The sequence below is a fragment of the Paenibacillus thalictri genome, assembly GCF_004307995.1.
Classification (GTDB): domain Bacteria; phylum Bacillota; class Bacilli; order Paenibacillales; family NBRC-103111; genus Paenibacillus_AF; species Paenibacillus_AF thalictri.
Map to the genome: position 1 here is coordinate 402,681 of NZ_SIRE01000002.1, position 19,844 is coordinate 422,524.

The 19,844-nt window shown below is 51.0% G+C and carries 16 protein-coding genes; 7 read left to right on the top strand and 9 right to left on the bottom strand.

All coding sequences use genetic code 11. The annotated features are described in order from the left end of the window. The first annotated feature begins 102 nt into the window (after window positions 1-102). Both EYB31_RS02020 and EYB31_RS02025 read left to right on the top strand, forming a co-directional pair. Window positions 103-1,407: an aminotransferase class I/II-fold pyridoxal phosphate-dependent enzyme gene (locus EYB31_RS02020; RefSeq protein WP_131011578.1), complete on the top strand. Its 1,305-nt coding sequence runs from the start codon at window positions 103-105 to the stop codon at window positions 1,405-1,407. Window positions 1,408-2,306: 899 nt separating this feature from the next. Then, on the top strand, window positions 2,307-2,759 hold the full coding sequence (locus EYB31_RS02025; protein WP_131011579.1) for a VOC family protein: 453 nt from the start codon (window positions 2,307-2,309) through the stop codon (window positions 2,757-2,759). A 270-nt stretch (window positions 2,760-3,029) separates the two neighbouring features. On the opposite strand, the gene EYB31_RS41480 is transcribed toward EYB31_RS02025, so the two are convergent. From EYB31_RS41480 to EYB31_RS02040, 3 genes are all read right to left on the bottom strand, one after another. Continuing rightward, on the bottom strand, window positions 3,030-3,509 hold the full coding sequence (locus EYB31_RS41480; RefSeq protein ID WP_420819408.1) for a CBO0543 family protein: 480 nt from the start codon (window positions 3,507-3,509) through the stop codon (window positions 3,030-3,032). Next, the gene (locus EYB31_RS02035; protein ID WP_165452152.1) at window positions 3,400-4,599 is read right to left on the bottom strand and encodes a DUF2515 domain-containing protein; all 1,200 of its coding nucleotides are present in this window, start codon (window positions 4,597-4,599) and stop codon (window positions 3,400-3,402) included. Before EYB31_RS02035 ends, EYB31_RS41480 begins: the two co-directional genes overlap by 110 nt. Window positions 4,600-4,925: 326 nt before the next feature. Continuing rightward, window positions 4,926-5,807: a LysR family transcriptional regulator gene (locus EYB31_RS02040; protein WP_131011581.1), complete on the bottom strand. Its 882-nt coding sequence runs from the start codon at window positions 5,805-5,807 to the stop codon at window positions 4,926-4,928. 223 nt (window positions 5,808-6,030) lie between these two features. Between EYB31_RS02040 and dapA the strand changes: the two genes are divergently transcribed. Beyond that, window positions 6,031-6,900: a 4-hydroxy-tetrahydrodipicolinate synthase gene (gene dapA, locus EYB31_RS02045; RefSeq protein WP_131011582.1), complete on the top strand. Its 870-nt coding sequence runs from the start codon at window positions 6,031-6,033 to the stop codon at window positions 6,898-6,900. 204 nt (window positions 6,901-7,104) lie between these two features. Here dapA and EYB31_RS02050 read toward each other — a convergent pair whose 3' ends face one another. From EYB31_RS02050 to EYB31_RS02075, 6 genes are all read right to left on the bottom strand, one after another. Further along, complete coding sequence (locus tag EYB31_RS02050; RefSeq protein WP_131011583.1) at window positions 7,105-8,442, bottom strand: amidohydrolase family protein; 1,338 nt, start codon at window positions 8,440-8,442, stop codon at window positions 7,105-7,107. 30 nt (window positions 8,443-8,472) lie between these two features. Beyond that, window positions 8,473-9,291: a carbohydrate ABC transporter permease gene (locus EYB31_RS02055; protein ID WP_165452153.1), complete on the bottom strand. Its 819-nt coding sequence runs from the start codon at window positions 9,289-9,291 to the stop codon at window positions 8,473-8,475. 136 nt (window positions 9,292-9,427) lie between these two features. Beyond that, on the bottom strand, window positions 9,428-10,702 hold the full coding sequence (locus EYB31_RS02060) for an ABC transporter substrate-binding protein (protein ID WP_131011585.1): 1,275 nt from the start codon (window positions 10,700-10,702) through the stop codon (window positions 9,428-9,430). Between the two features lie 18 nt (window positions 10,703-10,720). Further along, on the bottom strand, window positions 10,721-11,647 hold the full coding sequence (locus EYB31_RS02065; protein ID WP_131011586.1) for a carbohydrate ABC transporter permease: 927 nt from the start codon (window positions 11,645-11,647) through the stop codon (window positions 10,721-10,723). An 18-nt stretch (window positions 11,648-11,665) separates the two neighbouring features. Beyond that, window positions 11,666-12,601, bottom strand: a complete 936-nt coding sequence (locus EYB31_RS02070) for a nucleoside hydrolase (RefSeq protein WP_131011587.1) — start codon at window positions 12,599-12,601, stop codon at window positions 11,666-11,668. Between the two features lie 64 nt (window positions 12,602-12,665). Further along, entirely contained in the window at window positions 12,666-13,436 is a 771-nt protein-coding gene (locus EYB31_RS02075; RefSeq protein ID WP_131011588.1) for an IclR family transcriptional regulator, read from the bottom strand. Window positions 13,437-13,747: 311 nt separating this feature from the next. On the opposite strand from EYB31_RS02075, the gene EYB31_RS02080 reads away from it, so the two are divergent. The 4 genes from EYB31_RS02080 to EYB31_RS02095 all read left to right on the top strand — a co-directional run bounded on the left by EYB31_RS02080 (window position 13,748) and on the right by EYB31_RS02095 (window position 19,814). Further along, a complete protein-coding gene (locus tag EYB31_RS02080; protein ID WP_165452155.1) occupies window positions 13,748-16,012 on the top strand; it encodes a helix-turn-helix domain-containing protein in 2,265 nt (754 codons plus the stop codon). A gap of 349 nt (window positions 16,013-16,361) precedes the next feature. Beyond that, complete coding sequence (locus tag EYB31_RS02085) at window positions 16,362-17,318, top strand: ABC transporter permease (protein WP_131011590.1); 957 nt, start codon at window positions 16,362-16,364, stop codon at window positions 17,316-17,318. Window positions 17,319-17,339: 21 nt separating this feature from the next. Then, a complete protein-coding gene (locus tag EYB31_RS02090; protein WP_131011591.1) occupies window positions 17,340-18,218 on the top strand; it encodes a carbohydrate ABC transporter permease in 879 nt (292 codons plus the stop codon). A gap of 39 nt (window positions 18,219-18,257) precedes the next feature. Beyond that, window positions 18,258-19,814 (top strand): extracellular solute-binding protein, encoded by a 1,557-nt coding sequence (locus tag EYB31_RS02095; protein ID WP_240762001.1) that lies wholly within the window; start codon window positions 18,258-18,260, stop codon window positions 19,812-19,814. Window positions 19,815-19,844 lie beyond the last annotated feature (30 nt).

The following is a 19,844-nucleotide window of genomic DNA, read 5'->3' on the forward strand; positions in this document are numbered from 1 at the left end:
CGTTCCGGAAATGAGCGGAATAGATGTGGCTTCGCCTGCGCAATTGGTGTATAATATCTGCAAAATGTTTTCAGTAACCCAAATTGGGAAGGAATGACTTGCATGCATCCACTTGCGCAACAGCTGAATGAGACGATTCGTAAAGAAAACCCTCATCTCCACGAAATGTTATCCGATCTTGGAAAATTGATTTATTTTCCGAAGGAGGGCATTTTGAGCCAATCAGCGGAAGCCAAAGCGAAAGCGAAGAAGTTCAACGCCACCATCGGCACCGCGCTGGAAAACGGCGCACCGATGCATTTGAAAGTAATTCAAGACACTTTATCGGCATACAATCCGAAGGATATTTACGAATATGCCCCACCGGCAGGCAAACCGGAGCTGCGCACCGCATGGCGCGCCAAAATGCTGGAAGAAAACCCGTCGCTTCAAGGAAAGCAAGTCGGCAATCCGATTGCAACCAATGCGCTGACCCACGGTCTGAGCATCGTAGCCGATCTGTTCGCAGATCCCGGGGACGCGGTCATTATCCCTGACAAAAACTGGGAAAATTACGAGCTGACTTTTGGCATCCGCCGCGGTGCGGAAATCGTCAATTACCCGCTGTACAACGAACAGCGCAAATTCAACGCCGCCGGTCTGCAAGAAGCCATCTTGGCGCAAAAAGACAAAGGCAAAGCGATTGTTGTCCTTAACTTCCCGAACAACCCGACCGGTTATACGCCGCTTGCCGAAGAGGGCCGCAGCATCGTGGCCGCTATCCAAGCCGGCGCCGAAGCCGGCATCAATATTGTCGCCGTCACGGACGATGCTTATTTCGGTCTGTTTTTCGAAAATTCCTTACAAGAATCGCTGGCCGGCCAGCTTGCGGACCTGCATCCCCGGGTGCTTTCCGTGAAGGTTGACGGCGCAACAAAAGAAGAGTACGTTTGGGGCTTCCGCGTCGGCTTTATCACTTATGTCGGTCAACCCGACGCAACATTAGCCGCACTGGAGCAAAAAACGACGGGCATTATCCGCGCCACCATCTCCAGCGGACCGCATCCGTCGCAAACTTTCGTGCTGCACGCGCTGCAATCGCCGGACTTCCAAACGCAGAAAGCCGAAAAGTTTCAAATCATGAAAGGCCGCGCCAACAAAGTCAAGGAATTGCTGGATACGGGCAAATTTGACGATGTATGGGAATATTACCCTTTCAATTCGGGTTACTTTATGTGCCTCAAATTAAAAAACGTCGACGCTGAAACATTGCGTCAGCATTTGCTCAACCAATACGGGGTCGGCACGATCGCTTTGGGCGCAACCGACCTGCGCGTCGCTTTCTCTTGCATTGAAGAAGCGAATCTGGAAGAGCTGTTTAACACGATTTACCAGGGTGTGCTTGATCTGGTGAAGGTCGCCCCCTAACTCCCCCATCGGGGGACCCCAGGCGCTGCGCCCTGGACCCGCCGCGGTAGAGGTGGAGGGTGCCTCGGGCCCGCGCCTGGGCGTTTATGGTTTTGCTGCCGCAAAACCTATAAACGCCGCGCTTTACTTTGGGTGCGGATGACGCGGGGCGCGACTTTGTGCCTCGGGCTCGCGTTTGTCCCGCCTCCTTTTCGCTGACGCTTAAGGTTGGCGGGACACGCTTTACTTTGGGTGCGGATGACGCGGGGCGCGGCTTTGTGCCTCGGACCCGCGTTTCTCCCGCCTCCTTTTCGCTAACGCTTAAGGTTGGCGGGACACGCTTTACTTTGGGTGCAATGACGCGGGGCGCGGCTTTGTGCCTCGGGTTCGCGTTTCTCCCGCCTCCTTTTCGCTAGCGCTTAAGATTGGCAGGACACGCTTTACTTTGGGTGCGATGATGCGGGGCGCGGCTTTGTGCCTCGGGTTCGCGTGTCTCCCGCCTCCTTTTCGCTAGCGCTTAAGGTTGGCGGGACACGCTGTTTACTGCTCGCTTGAGACAAATAGTTTTAAAAAAGCTGTCCGCCGGATTGGGTGGATAGCTTTTTTTTAAATAGCTATGTTAAACTTTGTTGTTGATGTTTGATATATGCGAACTAATGTTCTATAATTAGGGTAATATCACTGTTCAGAGATGAATTACCCATGGTTTTAAAGGACTGTATAGAGTGACTCGTTTGTCCGCATTGCCAAAATCCAATTGAAGCGTTCCAATGAATGTTTGAAATGAACGAAACGTGACTTATCTTTGTTATCTTGAACTGTGACAAGATGTTAATCGTTTGGAAGTAATCGGTAATTATTGATAGAATACATATGAAGACGATCGGGTAATAAAATTGTACACATAAGGAGATAAAACTATGGCAAATAACAAATTACTGAGAATGGATAACATTGGCATTGTTGTAGAATCCCTTGATGGCGCAATCTCTTTCTTCGAGGAAATTGGCTTGAAGCTCGAAGGACGAGCTACTGTCGAAGGTGAATGGGCGGGTCGCGTAACCGGGCTGGGTTCGCAGTGCGTAGAGATCGCTATGATGGTTACCCCGGATGGCCACAGCCGGCTTGAACTTTCGCGATTCCTCACCCCACCTGCTATATCAGATCACCGAACTGCTCCTGTAAATGCCCTCGGTTATCTGCGCGTCATGTTCGCCGTTGAAGACATTGACGAACTGGTATCCAGACTCACTAAGCATGGTGCTCAGCTCGTTGGCGAAGTGGTTCAATACGAGAACTCGTATCGGCTCTGCTACATTCGCGGACATGAAGGAATTCTAATCGGTTTGGCAGAACAACTTGGTAATAAATAAGTGTCGTTTAAAGGAACATTAGGTCTGGGCGACCCTCGGTCCCGGAAACAAGGAACGAGGAAGTAATTGCCGGGACACATTAACACCGACTAATCGCATAGCGGCCGGCAGCAAGCTGCCTTCACTCGGTGGGACTTCGTGATGCATAAACTTTAACGACGATAGCTCAATAAGCCGCCTCTCAACGAGGCGGTTTTACCGCCCAATGTGAAAAGGCGGCAAATTGAACTCTCGTTCCCTTTTTATTTAATTCCGTTGCTGTTGTTCCCTTCAATTGTTCATCCACCGATGAAACCTCAGCACCAGCCACATAAAAATCATATAGCCAAAAAAAGAATACGAATGCCTCCATTGCGGCCCATGGGAAAACCAGCCCATCGTTTCGGATAGCTGCTCTGCCACAGCCATTGCCACAGCTAGGAATAGAACAAATCCGATTCTCCATGAGGGGCGCATCTTCTCGGCATTATAAAGAAAGACGGCGGTTCCTACCGGGAGTCCTATTAGTGTAAACATAATATTGATTTGGAATAAATCTGGAAGAATTCGGACAGGAAAACTGTATAACTGCTTCTCCACCAAGAGGAGGTCCAAATAAGTGCCCAGGCAGGAGGCAAATATCATGGCCGGAACGTAACGTTTAAAGGACATTTGTTTTTTCGTCGTACCGTTTAAAAAGCGCTGTTTTTGCCATAACGGCCAGCTCGATTTTCTCCAATGTTTCACAGTAGGCATCATAGATCTCCCCATTTACTTGTTCCTTTGGATCCAGGAAATACACAATGACCTTCCAGTCCTTAAACCAGTCCCCCACCTCCGCTTTGTCATGTTCAACATGGTTCCAAACATAACGCAAGGACGGGCTATATATTTTTGCGGCGTGTTCCCTTAAACGGCAATGATCCGTTTTCCGTTTATAAGGTACACCAGGCAGCGATTCGTTCACATCGTTAAACAAATGCGGCCAGTAATCTTTGCGGGAAGCCGTGTGGGGATGATCCGCGGCCCAGTCCGTTATGCATCTACTAACGTCCGGGTCGTTAAAAATGACGGAATACAGCCGTTTTCCCAGTAAAATGCGGTCATGAAGGGATGCGAAGTGATGGAGTGTTTGACCAACCATGACGGTTGTTGATGTAGTATTTTTCATGTCCCGGTAACAGGGAAAAAGGATTTGATTGAGGCTTAAAATATCCTGCATTTTAAACTCGATGGTTTGCAGCACGGTTTTCCGGTAATACTCATTGCAAATCACTCGTTGCTCAAGGTAGTTCTGTTCGTTGATTATTAAAGCCATGGCCAGCGAATAGCGGTCTCCCCTCTTCATGAAATGATTCCACATCGTCTCCATAAACGTGGAAACATGAAAATAAGGCAGAAGGTAAAACAAGTTCTCTTTCCTTTTTAAACTTTCCTCATACAACAAAAATTGCGGATATACATCCTGAAAAATCAGCCAGTTGCCGCGCTCCAAAAAGTGAAAAAACTCCTTTTGCTCTTGCTCGGACAATAATCTGGAAAGCAATTCCCCTTTCAGATCGGTCATATTCCAGCCGCCGTTTCTTGATACCATATGACCAAGCAAAGCCCAATGAATTTCCGGATGGCGGCAATAGAAATCATAATACGCCGTCGTTCGTGTCACATTATTTGCGTTTAACCGCTCTGTTTTTTCTTTGATCCGCTCAATAAGCTCCCCGTCTTTCGGAGTCAATGCCGGTAAACGTACGGAATTCCGGATGTGTTTGCTTTTCTTTTTAAGCTCCTTTTTAACAGCATTCAGTTGAAGAAAACGACTTTGTTTGAGCGCATTTATTTTCTGTTTCACAAATGCAATCATCAGCGGAATCTAAGGCCTCCCTTAAGAGTCGAATTCTTAAGATCAAACGCATGAGCGAAAGATTGCGGCTGGGGAACGCGTTCGGTTCGCCCCTCTCCATGCGGCCCAGGGACACACACCCGGGATTGGCGCGTGTTGGCAAATTCCGTCTCCCCGCGCCTGGAGTTCTTATCTGGAAAGCAGGCTATTGACGGACATGCGTATATGATTATCCTATTGCGCAAATGACGGATTGATGACGAAGAGTTCATATGCCCGTTGCTACAAAATGGAAAAATCCCCTGAAAATCTCCACATTTTGATATTAGCTTTAACCTTGAATATAGTTATTCTTTGTACTTATCAAGCAGCAGCCCCGTAAATGCAACCATCGCTTGCGACATCCACTTGCGCGGATGGATCAGCATCTGCAGTTCCAGACGAATGTCCGGATGGGAAAAAGGCAGCACCGCCAGTTCGCCCCGGCGCACTTCCTCTTCCACCACCATCCTTGGCAGCAAAGCGATGCCTAGTCCGGTGATGACGCAGCGTTTAACCGCCTCCGGATTGCCCAGCTCAAAGCTGATCCGGTAAGGCACTTCTCCCGCTTTAAGCGCCTTCTCCAGCATGTTCCGGTAATTGCAGCTTTCCTCGGCCATAATCCATTCCGCTTCATGCAGCTGCTCCAGCGTCACTTCAGTAAACCGGGTTAACGGATGATCGGGACGGGCGATGAGAAAAAGCGGCTCCTCTCGGATCGTTTCGCACCGAAGCAAAACATCGGCCGTATGATCGGCGAGCAGCAGGCCGATGTCCAGTTCCCCCTGCTTGACCTTCTCGGCAATCGCCGATTCGCTGCATGTTTGCAGCCTGATGGTCAGTTCGGGAAACTGCGCTTTCAGCAGCTGAATGTATGGAGGGAGGTAATATGAAGCAAGCGAATCAATCGAACCGATCGACAGCGTACCCCCAGCCTGACGTGCCACGACCTCCAGCGATTCCCGGTATAATTCAAGCATTTTGACGGCAATTTTCAGCAGTTCCTCGCCGGGAGGGGTCAGCCGCAGCTGCCTGCCGTGCCGTTCAAACAACGGTACGCCGTATGTCTTCTCCAGCTTTTGAATTTGCGTGGTCACGCTGGATTGGGCATACCCCAACACTTCAGCCGCCCGGGTAAAACTTTGCCGCTCGGCAACCTCGCGAAATGTTTCGAAATAAACCAGTTCCATAAGCACTCACTCACCTATCATCAATATTTTCGATGCATATAATCAATTATTATAGATAACTGTGATACTAAAATCCATGGTATGGTTTATATACAGTTGAACCGATAAATTTGAGCTCATGCTTAGGCTCAAATGCTCATGCGGAACAAGGAATGCAGCGACCCGCAGTGCCCCGGTTTAATGGATACGGCAAAATCAATTTAAACGTGAGGAGCGATGTTACATGCTGAATGAACAAGATTTGCGTGGCATTTTTATACCGGTGATAACACCTTTTACGCCAAGCGGCGAGTTGGATCTCGATTCCTATCGCACATACGCCGGACACTTGGTAAAGCAGCGCATTCAAGGGCTTGTCGTCAACGGGACGACAGGGGAGTCGCCGACCGTGACCTGGGAAGAAGCGGCAGCGCTTTTGCAAGCGACTAAAGAGCTGGCAAAAGGTCAACATATCCCCGTCATCATGGGCACAGGGACCAACGATACCGCAGCGACGGTAAGAAGAACGGAGCAAGCCGGGCTGCTTGGCGCCGACGCCGCACTGGTCGTCGTTCCTTATTACAGCCGCCCTTCCCAAGCAGGTATTATCGAGCATTTCCGCCAAGCGGCCCGGGTTGGAATCCCGGTGATTGCTTATGAAATTCCATACCGTACAGGGGTGAAGGTGACCGTGGACACCATGAGGGAGATATTGGAGATCGACGGCGTGATCGGCCTGAAGGACAGCTCCGGCGGCACCGAACTGGTGTCCGAGCTGACGCGTTTTGACAGCAAACCTGTGCTTTGCGGAGAAGATGCCTACTTCTATACGTCGCTTGCTTCCGGGGCTTCGGGCGGCATGCTGGCTTCGGCCAATGTCAGGACCAATGATTTCGCCGAGGTATACCGTCTTGCTCAGAGCGGCCGGTTTCTCGATGCCAAAAGAGCTTTTGATACACTGCTGCCGTTGATCCGTCTGCTGTTCCGCGAGCCGAACCCGTGCCCGGTAAAGTGGCTGCTTTCCCGGCAAGGCTTGATCGCATCAAGCGCGGTGCGGCTGCCGCTTTGCCCGATCACTTCCAGTCTGGAGCACGAGCTTGCGGCATACGTGTAACCTTAAGTTCATATATTCCGTCAACGGCTGCCGGCGGCATGACTTTTTTTAATCCGCATAACTTCTCCACCAGCTTTACTATGATAATGGCCACGCCCGATTGGAGACGCTCCTTACCACGCAAACTGCAAAAAAACGGCCCCCGAAACGCCGGATTTTTTCCGGACATCGGGAGCCGTTTCTTGTTTCAGAAGGCTCTATGCTTTAAATTCCCGCTTTGCGGGCTATAGCATCCATCGTGGTTTGGCTTTCATACATAATGCGCTCTTCGTCAAGCGTCAACACTTCACGGTTTTTCATCACGATTTTGCCGTTAATGACGACATCCTCCACGTCGCGGCTCGTGACCGATTCCACAATCGTGTTAACCAGAATACGCGTCGGCGTAATATGAGGCTGATCGATATCGATCAGAATCAGATCGGCTTTCTTGCCGGTCTCGACGGTGCCAATCTCATGCGCAAGCTGCATGGCGCGTGCGCCGCCGATTGTTACCATCTTCAGCAGCTCATTGACCGGCATCACAAGCGGATCAAACACCGGGAGCCCCCAATAAGCATGAAGTCCGGAGCGGAATACCCGCATTTCGTCAAACAAGCTCAAGTTGGAGCCGGACGCTCCGTCGCTGCCCATGCCGATCGATATACCCATCTCGACCATACGCGGCGTTTTCGGAAAACCGTGGGAGTTAAAGTTGGCGCGCGGGCAATGCACGATCTTGACGCCGCGGGCTTTCAATATTTCAAGCTCATGCTCCGAATAGACGACGTTATGCGCCGTCAGCAAATTCGGTCCTAACGCGCCAAGCGAGTCCAAATATTCCACCGGGCGTTTCCTGTAACGCTCCAGACAGTAGCGGACTTCGTCGCGATGCTCGGCCAGATGCATATGCAGCCCGGTATTGTACTGCCGGGCCTTCTCCGCTGCCGCTTGTATCAGCTCCGGCGAACAGGACATCACTTGCCGGATGCCAAACCAGATATGGACCCTGTCGTCTCCGGCTCCGTTGTACGTGCGGTACAGCCATTCGTTGTTGTCGATGATTTGCTCCAGCGGCTGCTTCATGGAGTCCGGCAAAAAGTCGCCGATATCGATGGAAGAGCGGGTAATCGCCGCTCTCATTCCCGACTGTACCGCCGCTTCCGCAACCTGATGCATATGAACGCCTCCGGCATCGGCGAAAGCGGTTGTTCCCGACTTGATCATCTCCAGGCAGCTCATTTCGGCGCTGATCCGGACGTCAGCTTCATTCATATTGCCTTCGAACGGAACAAGAATACGCGACCAGATCATCGGAAGCTCGTCCATTGTCCGTCCCTTAAGCAGCTGCTGGCAAGTATGCGTATGAGCGTCGACCAGCCCGGGCATACACAACTTTCCCTTGCCCGATAACGTCTCGTCGGGTTTGTATTTGGCCGCCATTTCCGCGCTTGGTCCGATCTCCACAATACGCGAGCCGTCAATGGCTATAGCGCGGTTATCTTCGATAGTAAACTCCGGCGTCATCACGCTGCAGTCTTTGATCAACAAATCGCATTTCATGTCATCACCTTTTTCTATGCCTGATTCGCATCATTTTACGCCGCCTTCGGTCAGCCCTCTAACAATAAATTTCTGGAAAAACAACACCAGAAACAACACCGGGAGACTTCCGACAATCCCGGCCGGGAACATGATTTCGTAGGCGACCCGGTCTTCCCCGATAAATTCCGCCATTCGGACGGACAATGTTTTCACATTCATATTCGTCATCGCGCTGGCAAACAAAAACTCGTTCCATGCGCCCATAAATACAAAGATTCCTGTCGTCACAAGCCCTCCCATCGAGAGGGGCAGCACGATTTTGCGAATGATCTGCAAGCGGGTGCAGCCGTCCAGCTTAGCCGCTTCTTCAATCTCGTAAGGAATGGAGATGATGAAAGCCCGGAACATCCAGACCACGTAGGGCAACGAGAAGCTGATATAGGTCAAAATCAAACCCTGATGCGTATACAGCAGCCCCGTCACACGCATGATCATAAACAGCGGGATGAGCAGCGCCATATGCGGCAGCATTTGCGAGGCCAGCACGGTCAGAAAAAACGCGTTTTTGCGCGGAAACTGAAATCGCGCGAATGCGTAGGCCCCCAGCGAGCCGATCGATAAGGAAATAAGCGTCGTAAAACCCGACACAATAAAGCTGTTCAGCATGGCGGATGTGAATGATTTTTCTTTCAGCAGCTGGATATAATATTTGACGGTCCATTCGCTTGGCCATACTTTCGGAGGATTGCTAAATAAATCCAGCGGCAGCTTAAAGCTGGACAAGAGCAGCCATAAGACGGGAAACAAGATAAAGATCATGAGCAATATCGAGATCGTCACCTGAACCGTTTTTTTCGCGTACTTCACACTCCAAAACATCCTCTCGTTTGAGAATTGTGGCCGGCTTTTTCAGAAAGACGGAATCCCCAGGACCTCCTCCCCGGAAATTCCGTTCCTTCCTGATCTTAAGCCGCTTTGACCTTGGTTAAAGCCTTATAAGAGGTTATTTGCCTTTGCCGGTCATGGCCAATATTTTTTGCTCCGCTTCGCTGAGCGCTTGCTCCGGCGTTACTTTGCCAAGAAGAGCGGCCAACAGGCTGCGGGACAACTCATCGGTAATTTTCGTCGCTTGCTCGTGGCGGAACAGGCCAAACGGATATTGCATTTGTTCCGGCAGCAGCGCGTAGTTCGGATATTTTGTCTGCAGCTCCGCATCCTTCACCACGGCGTCGTCGCTTGGGATTTTTCCGTTGGCCAGCGACATTTTCTTCTGCTGGTCGGCGCTTGTGACAAACTTGATATATTCCATAGCCCAGTCCTTTTTCTTCGAAGAAGCCGGAATGGCAAGACCGCCGGTTTCGCCGTACGAAGCGGTTTTCAGCTTGCCGCCCGGAATTAGCGCTACGCCCATTTGGCCGACAACCTTCGATTTTTCTTTATCGTTGGACATCGCAAGCGTTTGCGGCGTATTCATGTTCATCGCAATCGCGCCTTGCGTCAGCACTTCGACCATCGCGCCGGAGCTCGTAAACTCCTTGGATTGCGGGCTCATAATGTTGTGCTTGAGGTTCATATCAACCATCGTCTGCAGCGCAGCCAAGCCTTCCGGGCTGTTGAAGCTCGGGCGGTCGTTTTTGTAATCCCAGAATTCGCCGCCGTTTGCCCGTAAATGAACGATAAAGCTGGAGTAAGACAAGACGCCGCCCCACGATTCCGCATAAGGGGACACTTTATCCGCTTTGATGTTTTTGGCGGAGGCAATCAGCTCATCCCACGTTTTCGGCGGGTTCTGCACCAAGTTTTTGTTGTAGTAGAACTGCCACAGCCATACGTAACGCGGAATCGCGTATTGCTTGCCCTTGTACGACATCGCTTCCATCGTCTGTGGATTGAGCCGTTTTTTCATATCGTCGGTCACATACGAATCCAGCGGCTCCAGAAAGCCCTTAGCGGCGTATTCGGTCGCCCAGTCGTCGCGGACGTGAATCACGTCATATTCGCTGTTGCCCGCCGTGAAAGAAACAAGCACCTTGTCGTGAAGCTGCATGAAAGGAACCGTTTCATATTTCACCTTAATGCCGGTCGCTTTCGTAAATTCCTCATTTTGCTGCTTCCAGAACGGCTCGTCCAAATACAGCACGGTAATTTCCTTGTTTTCCTTCCCTGCGCCGCCGCTGCTCCCCGCTTGATCGGCCGTCGCTCCGCATCCGGCCAGCATAGAGGCGGACAAAACGCCTGCAACCCCCAGCTTCAACCATTTGAATTGCTTGTTTTCCATGTTTGACTCCCCCTGTTTTTAATCGTTTTTGCCTATTGTTTTTAAGTAAACTGCGGTAAAAAGCAGTGTACAAAGCGTAATGAAAAACGCCAGCGCCGAGCCGTAGCCCATATCGAAGTTGCGGAATGCTTGCACGTACGCGTAGACGTTGATGACCATCGTTGTATCCAACGGGCCGCCCTGCGTCAGCACCCAAATGATGTCGAACGCGCGCAGCGCCCACATCGTTTCCATAACAAACAGCACCATCAGCACCGGACGCAGCGAAGGCAGCGTAATATGGAAAAACCGCTGAATCGTTCCGGCGCCGTCCACTTGCCCGGCATCGTAAAGTTCCTTGGAAATGGTCTGCAGCCCCGCCAGCAAAATGAGCGCAGCGAACGGAACGCTTTTCCATATATCGGCGATAATGACGGCGCCAAGCGCCGTCGAACCTTCGGCGAGCCAGGATTTATATTCGTTAATGAGTCCCAGCTTCTGCATCAGCTCGTTAATAATTCCGTTGTTTCCGTTATACATCCATTTCCACATCAGCCCGTTCACAACATTGGACAAGGCCCAAGGGATAAGAAAGATGCGTTTAAAAAACTCGCCGCCCCAAATGCCGTGAAAAATCGTCAGCGCAATGCCAAAGGCGATAAAAAGCGTCCCGGCCACCTTGAGCACGGTAAATAAAAACGTTTGCAGCAGCACATTGGGAATTCTGTCATCTTGAAGCAGCTTGATGTAGTTGTCCGCTCCCACGAAAGTAAAATGCGCATGCCCGGAAACAAACTCCATCTTCGTAAACGAAAGAAACAAGGCGTAAGCCATTGGAAACAAAATCGTCAGGGCGAGCAAAATATAAGTCGGCGTCAAATAAACGCTGGCCGTAGCCGAATCCGGCATCCGGTCGAAGCGGGTCAGCAATCCCGGCCGGGGAATGGCCTTGCTAGGTTTGCTCATAGGTGTAGTCCTCCTTCATCATCTGCTAAAAGCTTGATCGACCCGGCTGAGAAAACGGCTGACGAACCGTTCGGCGTCGACGGTCAGACACACCTGGGTAGTTGGCTTATCCGGGGACTCCCTATGCAAATCCTCGGTCGTGCGGCCAAGCGCATCCGCCTCCAGATCAACCATGATATGCATCGGAATCGTCTGTACCAGCTCGGGATGGACCGCCACGCCAACAGCCAGCGGATCATGCAGCGCGCAGCCCTTAAGATAAGGATGGTATTTCCGGTAGGCTTGTATGTAAAATTCGGTGAATTCCGCAAAAAACAAGCTGCACGGGGTATTTTTAACTCTCCAGCGCTCCACTTCTTCCTGCCGGAGCAGCGTTTTCCTCGTCACATCAAGGCCTACCAGCGTAATCGGCAGCTCGGAGGAAAACACGAGGTCCGCCGCATGCGGATCAATGATGATGTTGGCTTCCGCAAATTTCGTCGCATTCCCGAGCGTCGCAACCGCCCCGCCCATCGTAACGACACTGCCGATGCGCTGGACGATATCCGGCGCCTTGCGGATCGCCAGCGCCAAATTCGTCAAAGGCGCCGTTGTCACAAGCGTCAGCTCGCGGCCATGCTCGCGCGCCTGTGCGATGATAAAATCGACGGCGTGCATATCCGCCGCCGCCCGCTTGGGCTCGCGGCCAGCCGTGTTGCCGAGCCCGTCTTCTCCATGGAAGGCTCCGCTGTACTCGCGGCTGCGGACAAGCGGTGTCTCGGCGCCCCGAAACACCGGAACGTCGCATTTCAGATGCTCCAGCACAAGAAGCGTGTTGCGTACCGAGCAATCTACGGGAGCCATGCCGTAGGTCGTCGTGACGCCAAGCAATTCGATCTCGGGCGAAGCTGAGGCGTATGCGATGGCTAAAGCATCGTCGATCCCCGTATCTACGTCCAAAATCACTTTGCGCATATCAATTCCTCCTTTAATTGTTCTTATTTCAAGGACATCGTTCTCTATATTTATCAAAAAAAATTTATACCGCGCCAAGTCTCTGAGAAATAAGGTTGGCAGCATTTTGACATTGCTGCAGCAATTCATCCGTAATTTTACTCATCCTGAATTCAAGACCCGAAATGGACAACCCGGCGATCACCTCACCCGTATGATCCCGAATCGGTACAGCAATGCCCATGCCACCCAAAGAAAAATCGTTGGAGGAGATGCAGTATCCCTGTTCTCTGATCGTTTGCAGATGATCCAGCAGCTCGGATGGATCAACGACCGTATATTCGGTAAACTTTTGCAATCCGCTCGAGATGATTTGATTAATCTTGTCCGGCGGCATATTGGCCATTAATATTTTGGTAGTGGCTCCTGCATGCAAAGACACTCTTTTGCCCAGCGGAGATGTATACCTCACGCTTTGCGAGCTTTCGACCTTCTCGATACAGATGCCTTCCAGCCCGTCGGCAATCATCAGCATGACCGTTTCTCCGGTGCTCTCGCATAACTTCTCCATAATCGGCTTCGCCACCGTCCGTAAGCTCATCCGGTTCGCCACAACCGTTCCCAGCTCAAAAAGCTTGATGCCCAGCGTATACTTCTGGGTCAACGGGTTCTGGATCACAAACCCGCGATGCTCCAGCGTGACCAGCATCCGGTGCACGACGCTTTTATACAAGCCCAAATATTCTCCAAGCTCGGTAACTCCCCATTCCGGCTTTTCCGCGGTAAAACATTCCAGCATTCTTAAAATTCGGTCTCCGGTTTCTAAAATAGCCGTTTTCTTCACATTCTTCTCCATCTACTTAACCTTTCGTACCGCAAATAAGAACGGCGTTCTATTTTTCTTAAGATTATTATATATCATTTTATGACGAACGCAATCCTTTTTTGGAGAAACTTGTCGTTGAACGCTACTGCCGCTGATCCATATGTTATTCCGTGAGCCAAACTCTTCCTCTGCAAGTATGTTGCACGATTCGCGAATCTGTTATGATACGGGTACAACTCTCAATTCAGGATGTGAGCCGATTGTTCCGTATCCCCGCTTGGAGCCGATTTATCCATTCATTTAAAGAAAAAGGAAGCTTGTATCGCAAAAGCCTTATATTTGTGCTGACAATTACTTGTATTCCCACTGCGCTGATCGGGGTCGGCTCCTATTATATCGGCAGCAGCTATATCGAACGCGAGGTTCACCGCACGCACCAGCTGCAGCTCGGCAAAGGCATGGAACGGCTCAGCGAAACGTTCTCTCAGCTGGAGATGAATTTAACGCAATGGACGCTGAATCCTAGCTTTGACGTGAAGCTGAAAAATTTGGATTTCGTAAACCAATACGCAGAAATTCAAGATATGTACAAATCGATCATGTCCATGAAAGTGTCGAATCCGCTGATCGATAAAATTTACTTGTACCTCGACGGGCCGCAAGCGCTGATTACCGACGAACTGGCGCGCCGCAATATGAGCGAACAGGAGAAAAGGGATTTCCGTTCGCTCATCGGCCAAACCCGCGATATGTTCTGGCTGCGCCCTGAATCGGAGCTTTCGCTGAACCAGGGAAAAAGCAAGGTTATGCTCGTTCACAATTTGGCCGCACAAGCGATCAAACCTTACGGAGCACTGCTCGTTTATTTGAGCCCGGAACGCGTGAACGTATTCATCGGCGAGCTGACGACAGATGACTTCGGCACCTCCTTCCTGCTGGATGAAAACAAACAAATGATCGGTAGCGCGGACCCTGCCGCCGGTAACGCCTCCCTGCAAAATGCGCTGTGGAAAGAAATGCAGCTGCACAACCAACCTGACGGCTCGTTCGACTGGACCTGGGACGGCCGCACCTATTCCATTTCCTACGGTACAATCCACCGGTTGGGACAACCTTGGACCTTTGTTTCGGCAACCACGTTATCCAACCTGACGGCTCCCGTGCTGCTGATTTCCCGGCTGATGATCGGCATATCCGCCTTTAGTCTGCTGCTGGCGCTGCTGCTTTCCTGGTTCGCCTCCAACAAGCTGTACCGCCCGATCCAGCGAATGGTGCAGCTTGCGGGCGCAAATACGCCGGATTCTATCGGGTCTGGCGATGAGCTGGAACTAGTAGAACGCCGTTGGCGGCATATTACCCGCGAAAGCGAAGAGCTGCAACATCGTCTGGACCGCGCCAAACCGATGCTCAAAGAAGGTTTCCTGCTGCAGTTCGTGCAAGGCCATCTGCAGTCATTGTCCGAGGAGGAAACGTTCGAGCAGATGAAATCGTTCGGCTGGCGCCCTGAAGGCTGCGGTTACCAGTTGCTGCTTATTCAGCTTCGCGGCTTGTCCCCGCTGCTGCAGGACCGCTTTTTGCCTGGAGACGAACCACTGATTACCTTTGCAGCGGCCAACATTGCCGAAGAAGTCGTTGGCCAAAAATACGAGCATTTCGGTGTCATTAATTTTCGCGACCTCTCGGTCGGTGTACTGATTCCGCTCTCACCTGCCGGCGAGCTGCAGCACCATCGCGACACTTATCAGTTGGCTCAAGATATGCTTGGGGCGCTGCACCAAACCTTGAAGCTGCAAATTACGGTCAGCATCGCCAAATTCGCGCCGGCCGCCAGTGAAGTCGCAACCGCTTTCGAACAGGCCAAACAAGCGCTCTCCTACCGCAGAGTTGATCATGACAACGAAATTCTCGCCGCTTGGGAACTTCTGCCGATCGGCGAAGAGCCGGTCTTTTATCCGTTTGAGCTGGAAAAGACGATCATCCAAACGATTCGTGTCGGCAGAATGGAGGAAGCCATGGCGCTGATCGAAACGTTTTACGGCGAGCTGCAGCGGCACACGGCCAAGGAAGGTCCCGTTCAGCAAGGCATGCAGCAGCTGCTTGGAGCTATGCTTCACCTGGTGATGCAGACAGGGTTCCACCCGCACAAGCTGTACGACGGCATGAACGTGTACGAATTGTTTGCCCGGCTTAAGGAACCCGGCGACATCCTCCCATGGTTCCAAAACAAAATTGTAGCGCCTTATATTTCGGCCCTGACCGAAGCACAAGATTTTTATATGAAACGGCTGGTCGCGCAAGTCGCCGAAACGATTCATCAGCAATACATGAACGAGATATCGCTCGAATATTGCGCCGATCTGTTTGGTACAAGCACGGTCAAGCTCAGCTCGGCTTTTAAGCAAATCATGGGCGTCAACTTCATTGATTATTTGACGCAGGTACGAATGGATAAAGTGAAGCAATTGCTGATTGGCACCGATATGAAAATCAATGACATTTCGCTTGCGGTCGGTTACCAGCCGACCTATTTTAACCGGATATTCAAAAAACAAGAGGGCATCACAGCCAGTGAATTCCGCGAGCGTTCGCGAGTACCTGCCCCGTGATCGGGGTAGGGCGCCATTTCCCGCTTGAGCGCTTTCTCCAAAGCGCAGCCAGCATTCGAACCAATCCTTAAGAAGCCCGCCGCAGCGGGCTTTTTTCGCATTATCCAATTTGATCATACCGGAGCTCCCCGTAATGAGCTGCCAAACCTTAAGACCCCGTTTTGCGGGGGGATTTGGGCGTTTCCGAAAAAAGTGTTATTCGCTGAAAAAAGTATTATTCCCTGTTAGATCAACCGTTTCGGGCATTTAAAAAAGTATTATTGTGTGCTTTTCACCACCCGATCTATAGTGAGAACGCGGGAGAACTTACGAATCGAAATCCACTACAAAACAAAGGAGTGAACATGATATGAATCTGAACACCGCCCCCGTCTCGTCTCCTGCCGGGCGCGCCGCCGGGATCCGGCTTATCCTGAAACGGCTTGGCCGCAACAAAGCGCTGTATGTGTTGGGGCTTCCGGGATTGCTTTATTTTATTGTATTTAAATATGTCCCGATGTGGGGCATTCTGATCTCGTTCCAAGACTATTCGCCGTTTCAAGGCATGGCAGGAAGCTCATGGGTCGGACTTAAGCATTTCGAAAGGCTGTTCGGTAACCCGGATTTCTGGAAGCTGCTGCGCAATACGATGGCAATTAACGCGCTGAATCTGCTGTTTTTTTTCCCGCTTCCGATTGTTATTTCGCTGCTATTAAATGAGGTCAGGCGGGCACTGGTCAAAAAAATCATTCAGTCCGTCATCTATTTGCCCCACTTCTTGTCGTGGGTCATTATCGCCGGGATCAGCTATTTGATGCTTTCTCAAGGTGAAGGCATCGTCAACAAACTGCTGGTGGCCGCCGGGATGAGCAAAATTGATTTCTTAACCAACCCGGATCTGTTCTGGGGACTGCTCACCGTACAGTCGATCTGGAAGGAAGCCGGCTGGGGCACGGTCATCTTTTTGGCGGCCATTGCCGGGGTCGATCCGCAGCTGTACGAAGCGGCCAAAATCGACGGGGCCGGAAGGCTTAAGCAAGCTTGGCATGTGACGTTGCCGGCGATCCGCAGCGTGATCGTCATCCTGCTTATCCTGCGCATCGGCCATATTATGGATGTCGGCTTCGAACAAGTATTTCTGATGATGAATGGCGCCGTTTCCGAGGTGGCCGACGTCTTCGACACCTACGTGTACCGGCTTGGTATCCGTGAAGGCCAATTCAGCTTCAGCACCGCCGTCGGCTTGTTTAAATCCGTAGTCGGGTTCACGCTTGTCATTATATCCAACCGTCTTGCCAAAAAATTCGGCGAAGACGGCGTCTACTAACCGATACGGAGGTGGTGCTGCATGACATCAGCAATAAATGACCGCTTGGCAGGCGGTTTGATTTATACCGTGCTTGTGTGCTTCAGTCTGGCCGCGTTGTTCCCTATTTATTACGTATTTGTCGTCTCTTTCACCGATCCGTCGGAATACATTCAAGGCGGCATCATCTTATGGCCCAAAATCTGGACGCTTGCCTCTTACAAATATTTGATGTCGACGCAGTCCTTCATTCGTTCCATCGGCGTCAGCTGTTTTCTCGCCGTCGTCGGCACCGTGCTCAGCTTGCTTGTCACATCGGCTTTCGCTTACATGCTTTCCAGGCGGCAGTTGTATGGCCGCCGGTTGATCATGTTGAGCGTGCTGTTGACCACGTTGTTTCAACCCGGCATCATCCCGCCTTATTTGGTAGTTAAAGAACTGGGACTGATTAACAACATCTGGTCGCTCATATTGCCCGTACTGACAAGCGGTTGGTATGTGCTGCTGATGAAAGGTTTTTTTGACAGTATTCCGGTCAGCCTGGAAGAAGCGGCGACCATCGACGGCTGCGGCGACCTCGGCATCTGGTTTCGCGTCATATTGCCGCTGTCTATGCCGGCTATGGCCGCTTTTGGGTTATTTTACGCAGTCGCTTATTGGAATACGTTTTTTAACGCCGTCCTCTTCATCAACGACCATACAAAATGGCCGCTCCAGGTGCTGCTACAGAACATGCTGATCGACTCTTCGACTGCAGCGGGCGGCGATGCGGCGGCGGAAATGACGGCCGAACAGCGCATCCCTCCGGAAACGCTCAAAATGGCGGCTGTGGTGATCGCGACGGTTCCTATCCTTTTGGTTTATCCGTTTCTGCAAAAGCATTTTGCCAAAGGAGCTATGGTCGGCTCCGTGAAGGAATGACCGCATATATGCGTTATACTAATATCCAAGGGAGGTCTTATGAAAATGATTCGAATCCAAACAACCGCAATCTCCGTGCTTGTCACCACCGCATTGATGCTGTCCGCCTGCGGCGGCGGGAGCGGGATCGGCAGCGCCGGCAATGTCACACCAACTGAACCAAGCGCCAAAAACCAGTCTGCTCCGGCAGCAAGCGCGCCGACCGAAATTAGTATCATGACGACTTTTTATTCGCCGGAACCGCCGGACGAAAACAACAGCATTATTAAGGAAATTGAGAAACGAACGAATACCAAATTGAAAGTATCCTGGCTTTCACCGAACAATTACAACGAGAAAATGAACGTGACGCTCGCTTCCGGTGATATGCCGGACCTGATGCTGATCAGCGACCCGTTTGCGCCGGTCATTCGCCGGGCGGCGGCTCAAGGAGCTTTCTGGGATGTCACCTCTATGTACAAAAATTTTCCGAAGCTGAATGATTTTCCGAAAGAAGCCTGGGAATTTACGAAGATGGAAGACGGCAAAAACTACGGTATTCCCCGTGTCCGTCCTGTTGACGGCGGCGGTTTCCCTTATATTCGCAAAGACTGGCTCGACAAGCTGGGCCTCCCGGTTCCGCAAACGATGGATGAGATGTACACGGCGTGGAAGGCATTTACGAACAACGATCCCGATGGCAACGGTAAAGCTGATACATTCGGTTTTGCGGCAAATGTGGAAACAAACGGCATGGGCGCGCTCGGCTGGGTTGAATCGGTGTTTAACCAGACCAACGGGGACTGGAAAGTCGTAGACGGCAAGCTGACGAATATCAACGTGCTGCAGGGAACAAGGGATGCGCTTGTTTATTTAAACAACGCTTATAAAGATAAGCTGATACCTGAAGATTTTGCGATTCTGAAGCCCAGCCAATCGAGGGACATGGTCAAAGCGGGCAAAGCAGGCATGTATACCGATACGCCGGAAGGGGCTTGGGAGCCGACCGCCGAGCTGAGAAAAACCGATCCGAAAGCCGATATGCTGCCGCTGACCGCTATCAATGGATTTACATACAAGGACTCCGGATTTTTCGGCATGTACGCTGTTAATAAAAAAGTTCCCGAAGCCAAATTAAAGACGATCCTTGCCTTCCTCGATTACGGCGCTTCGGATGAAGCATGGGACTTGGTCAGCTACGGTTTGAAAGACGTCCATTATACGGAGAAAGACGGCAATAAGGTGTTTACGGAAAAGGGAACCAAAGAATTGGTGACGCAAGGCGCTTTTAAACAACTGTTTTATAAAAACGACAAATACCAACGCGCAATCCGTAACGGAATGGCCGACGATTATCTGGAGCGCAACAAAAAAATTATCGACGAACGCTCCAAAATCAGCAAACCGAACATTTCCGTCGGGTTGTATTCGGAAACGGCCTTGACCGCCGGATCCGAGCTGAGCAAAAAAATACAAGATATTAAAACAAAGGTTATTTTCAATAAAGAGCCGATCGGCGCATGGGATGAATTCGTTAAGAAGCTGCAAACCGACGCCGATTTTCAGAAAATGTCCAAGGAAATGAACGATTCGTACCAAAAAAGGTCGGCTAAGTAAGAAGAACACGAAGGTGAGATCATCCAAACA

Bases quoted from the DNA above. Each gene is read 5' to 3' on its own strand.
- EYB31_RS02085 (WP_131011590.1), top strand. From the start codon at position 16,362: ATGAATCTGAACACCGCCCCCGTCTCGTCTCCTGCCGGGCGCGCCGCC.
- EYB31_RS02090 (WP_131011591.1), top strand. From the start codon at position 17,340: ATGACATCAGCAATAAATGACCGCTTGGCAGGCGGTTTGATTTATACC.
- EYB31_RS02060 (WP_131011585.1), bottom strand. From the start codon at position 10,702: ATGGAAAACAAGCAATTCAAATGGTTGAAGCTGGGGGTTGCAGGCGTT.
- EYB31_RS02070 (WP_131011587.1), bottom strand. From the start codon at position 12,601: ATGCGCAAAGTGATTTTGGACGTAGATACGGGGATCGACGATGCTTTA.
- EYB31_RS02020 (WP_131011578.1), top strand. From the start codon at position 103: ATGCATCCACTTGCGCAACAGCTGAATGAGACGATTCGTAAAGAAAAC.
- EYB31_RS02050 (WP_131011583.1), bottom strand. From the start codon at position 8,442: ATGAAATGCGATTTGTTGATCAAAGACTGCAGCGTGATGACGCCGGAG.
- EYB31_RS02075 (WP_131011588.1), bottom strand. From the start codon at position 13,436: ATGGAGAAGAATGTGAAGAAAACGGCTATTTTAGAAACCGGAGACCGA.
- EYB31_RS02095 (WP_240762001.1), top strand. From the start codon at position 18,258: ATGAAAATGATTCGAATCCAAACAACCGCAATCTCCGTGCTTGTCACC.
- EYB31_RS02025 (WP_131011579.1), top strand. From the start codon at position 2,307: ATGGCAAATAACAAATTACTGAGAATGGATAACATTGGCATTGTTGTA.
- EYB31_RS02065 (WP_131011586.1), bottom strand. From the start codon at position 11,647: ATGAGCAAACCTAGCAAGGCCATTCCCCGGCCGGGATTGCTGACCCGC.
- EYB31_RS02040 (WP_131011581.1), bottom strand. From the start codon at position 5,807: ATGGAACTGGTTTATTTCGAAACATTTCGCGAGGTTGCCGAGCGGCAA.
- EYB31_RS41480 (WP_420819408.1), bottom strand. From the start codon at position 3,509: ATGGGGAGATCTATGATGCCTACTGTGAAACATTGGAGAAAATCGAGC.
- EYB31_RS02035 (WP_165452152.1), bottom strand. From the start codon at position 4,599: ATGATTGCATTTGTGAAACAGAAAATAAATGCGCTCAAACAAAGTCGT.
- dapA (WP_131011582.1), top strand. From the start codon at position 6,031: ATGCTGAATGAACAAGATTTGCGTGGCATTTTTATACCGGTGATAACA.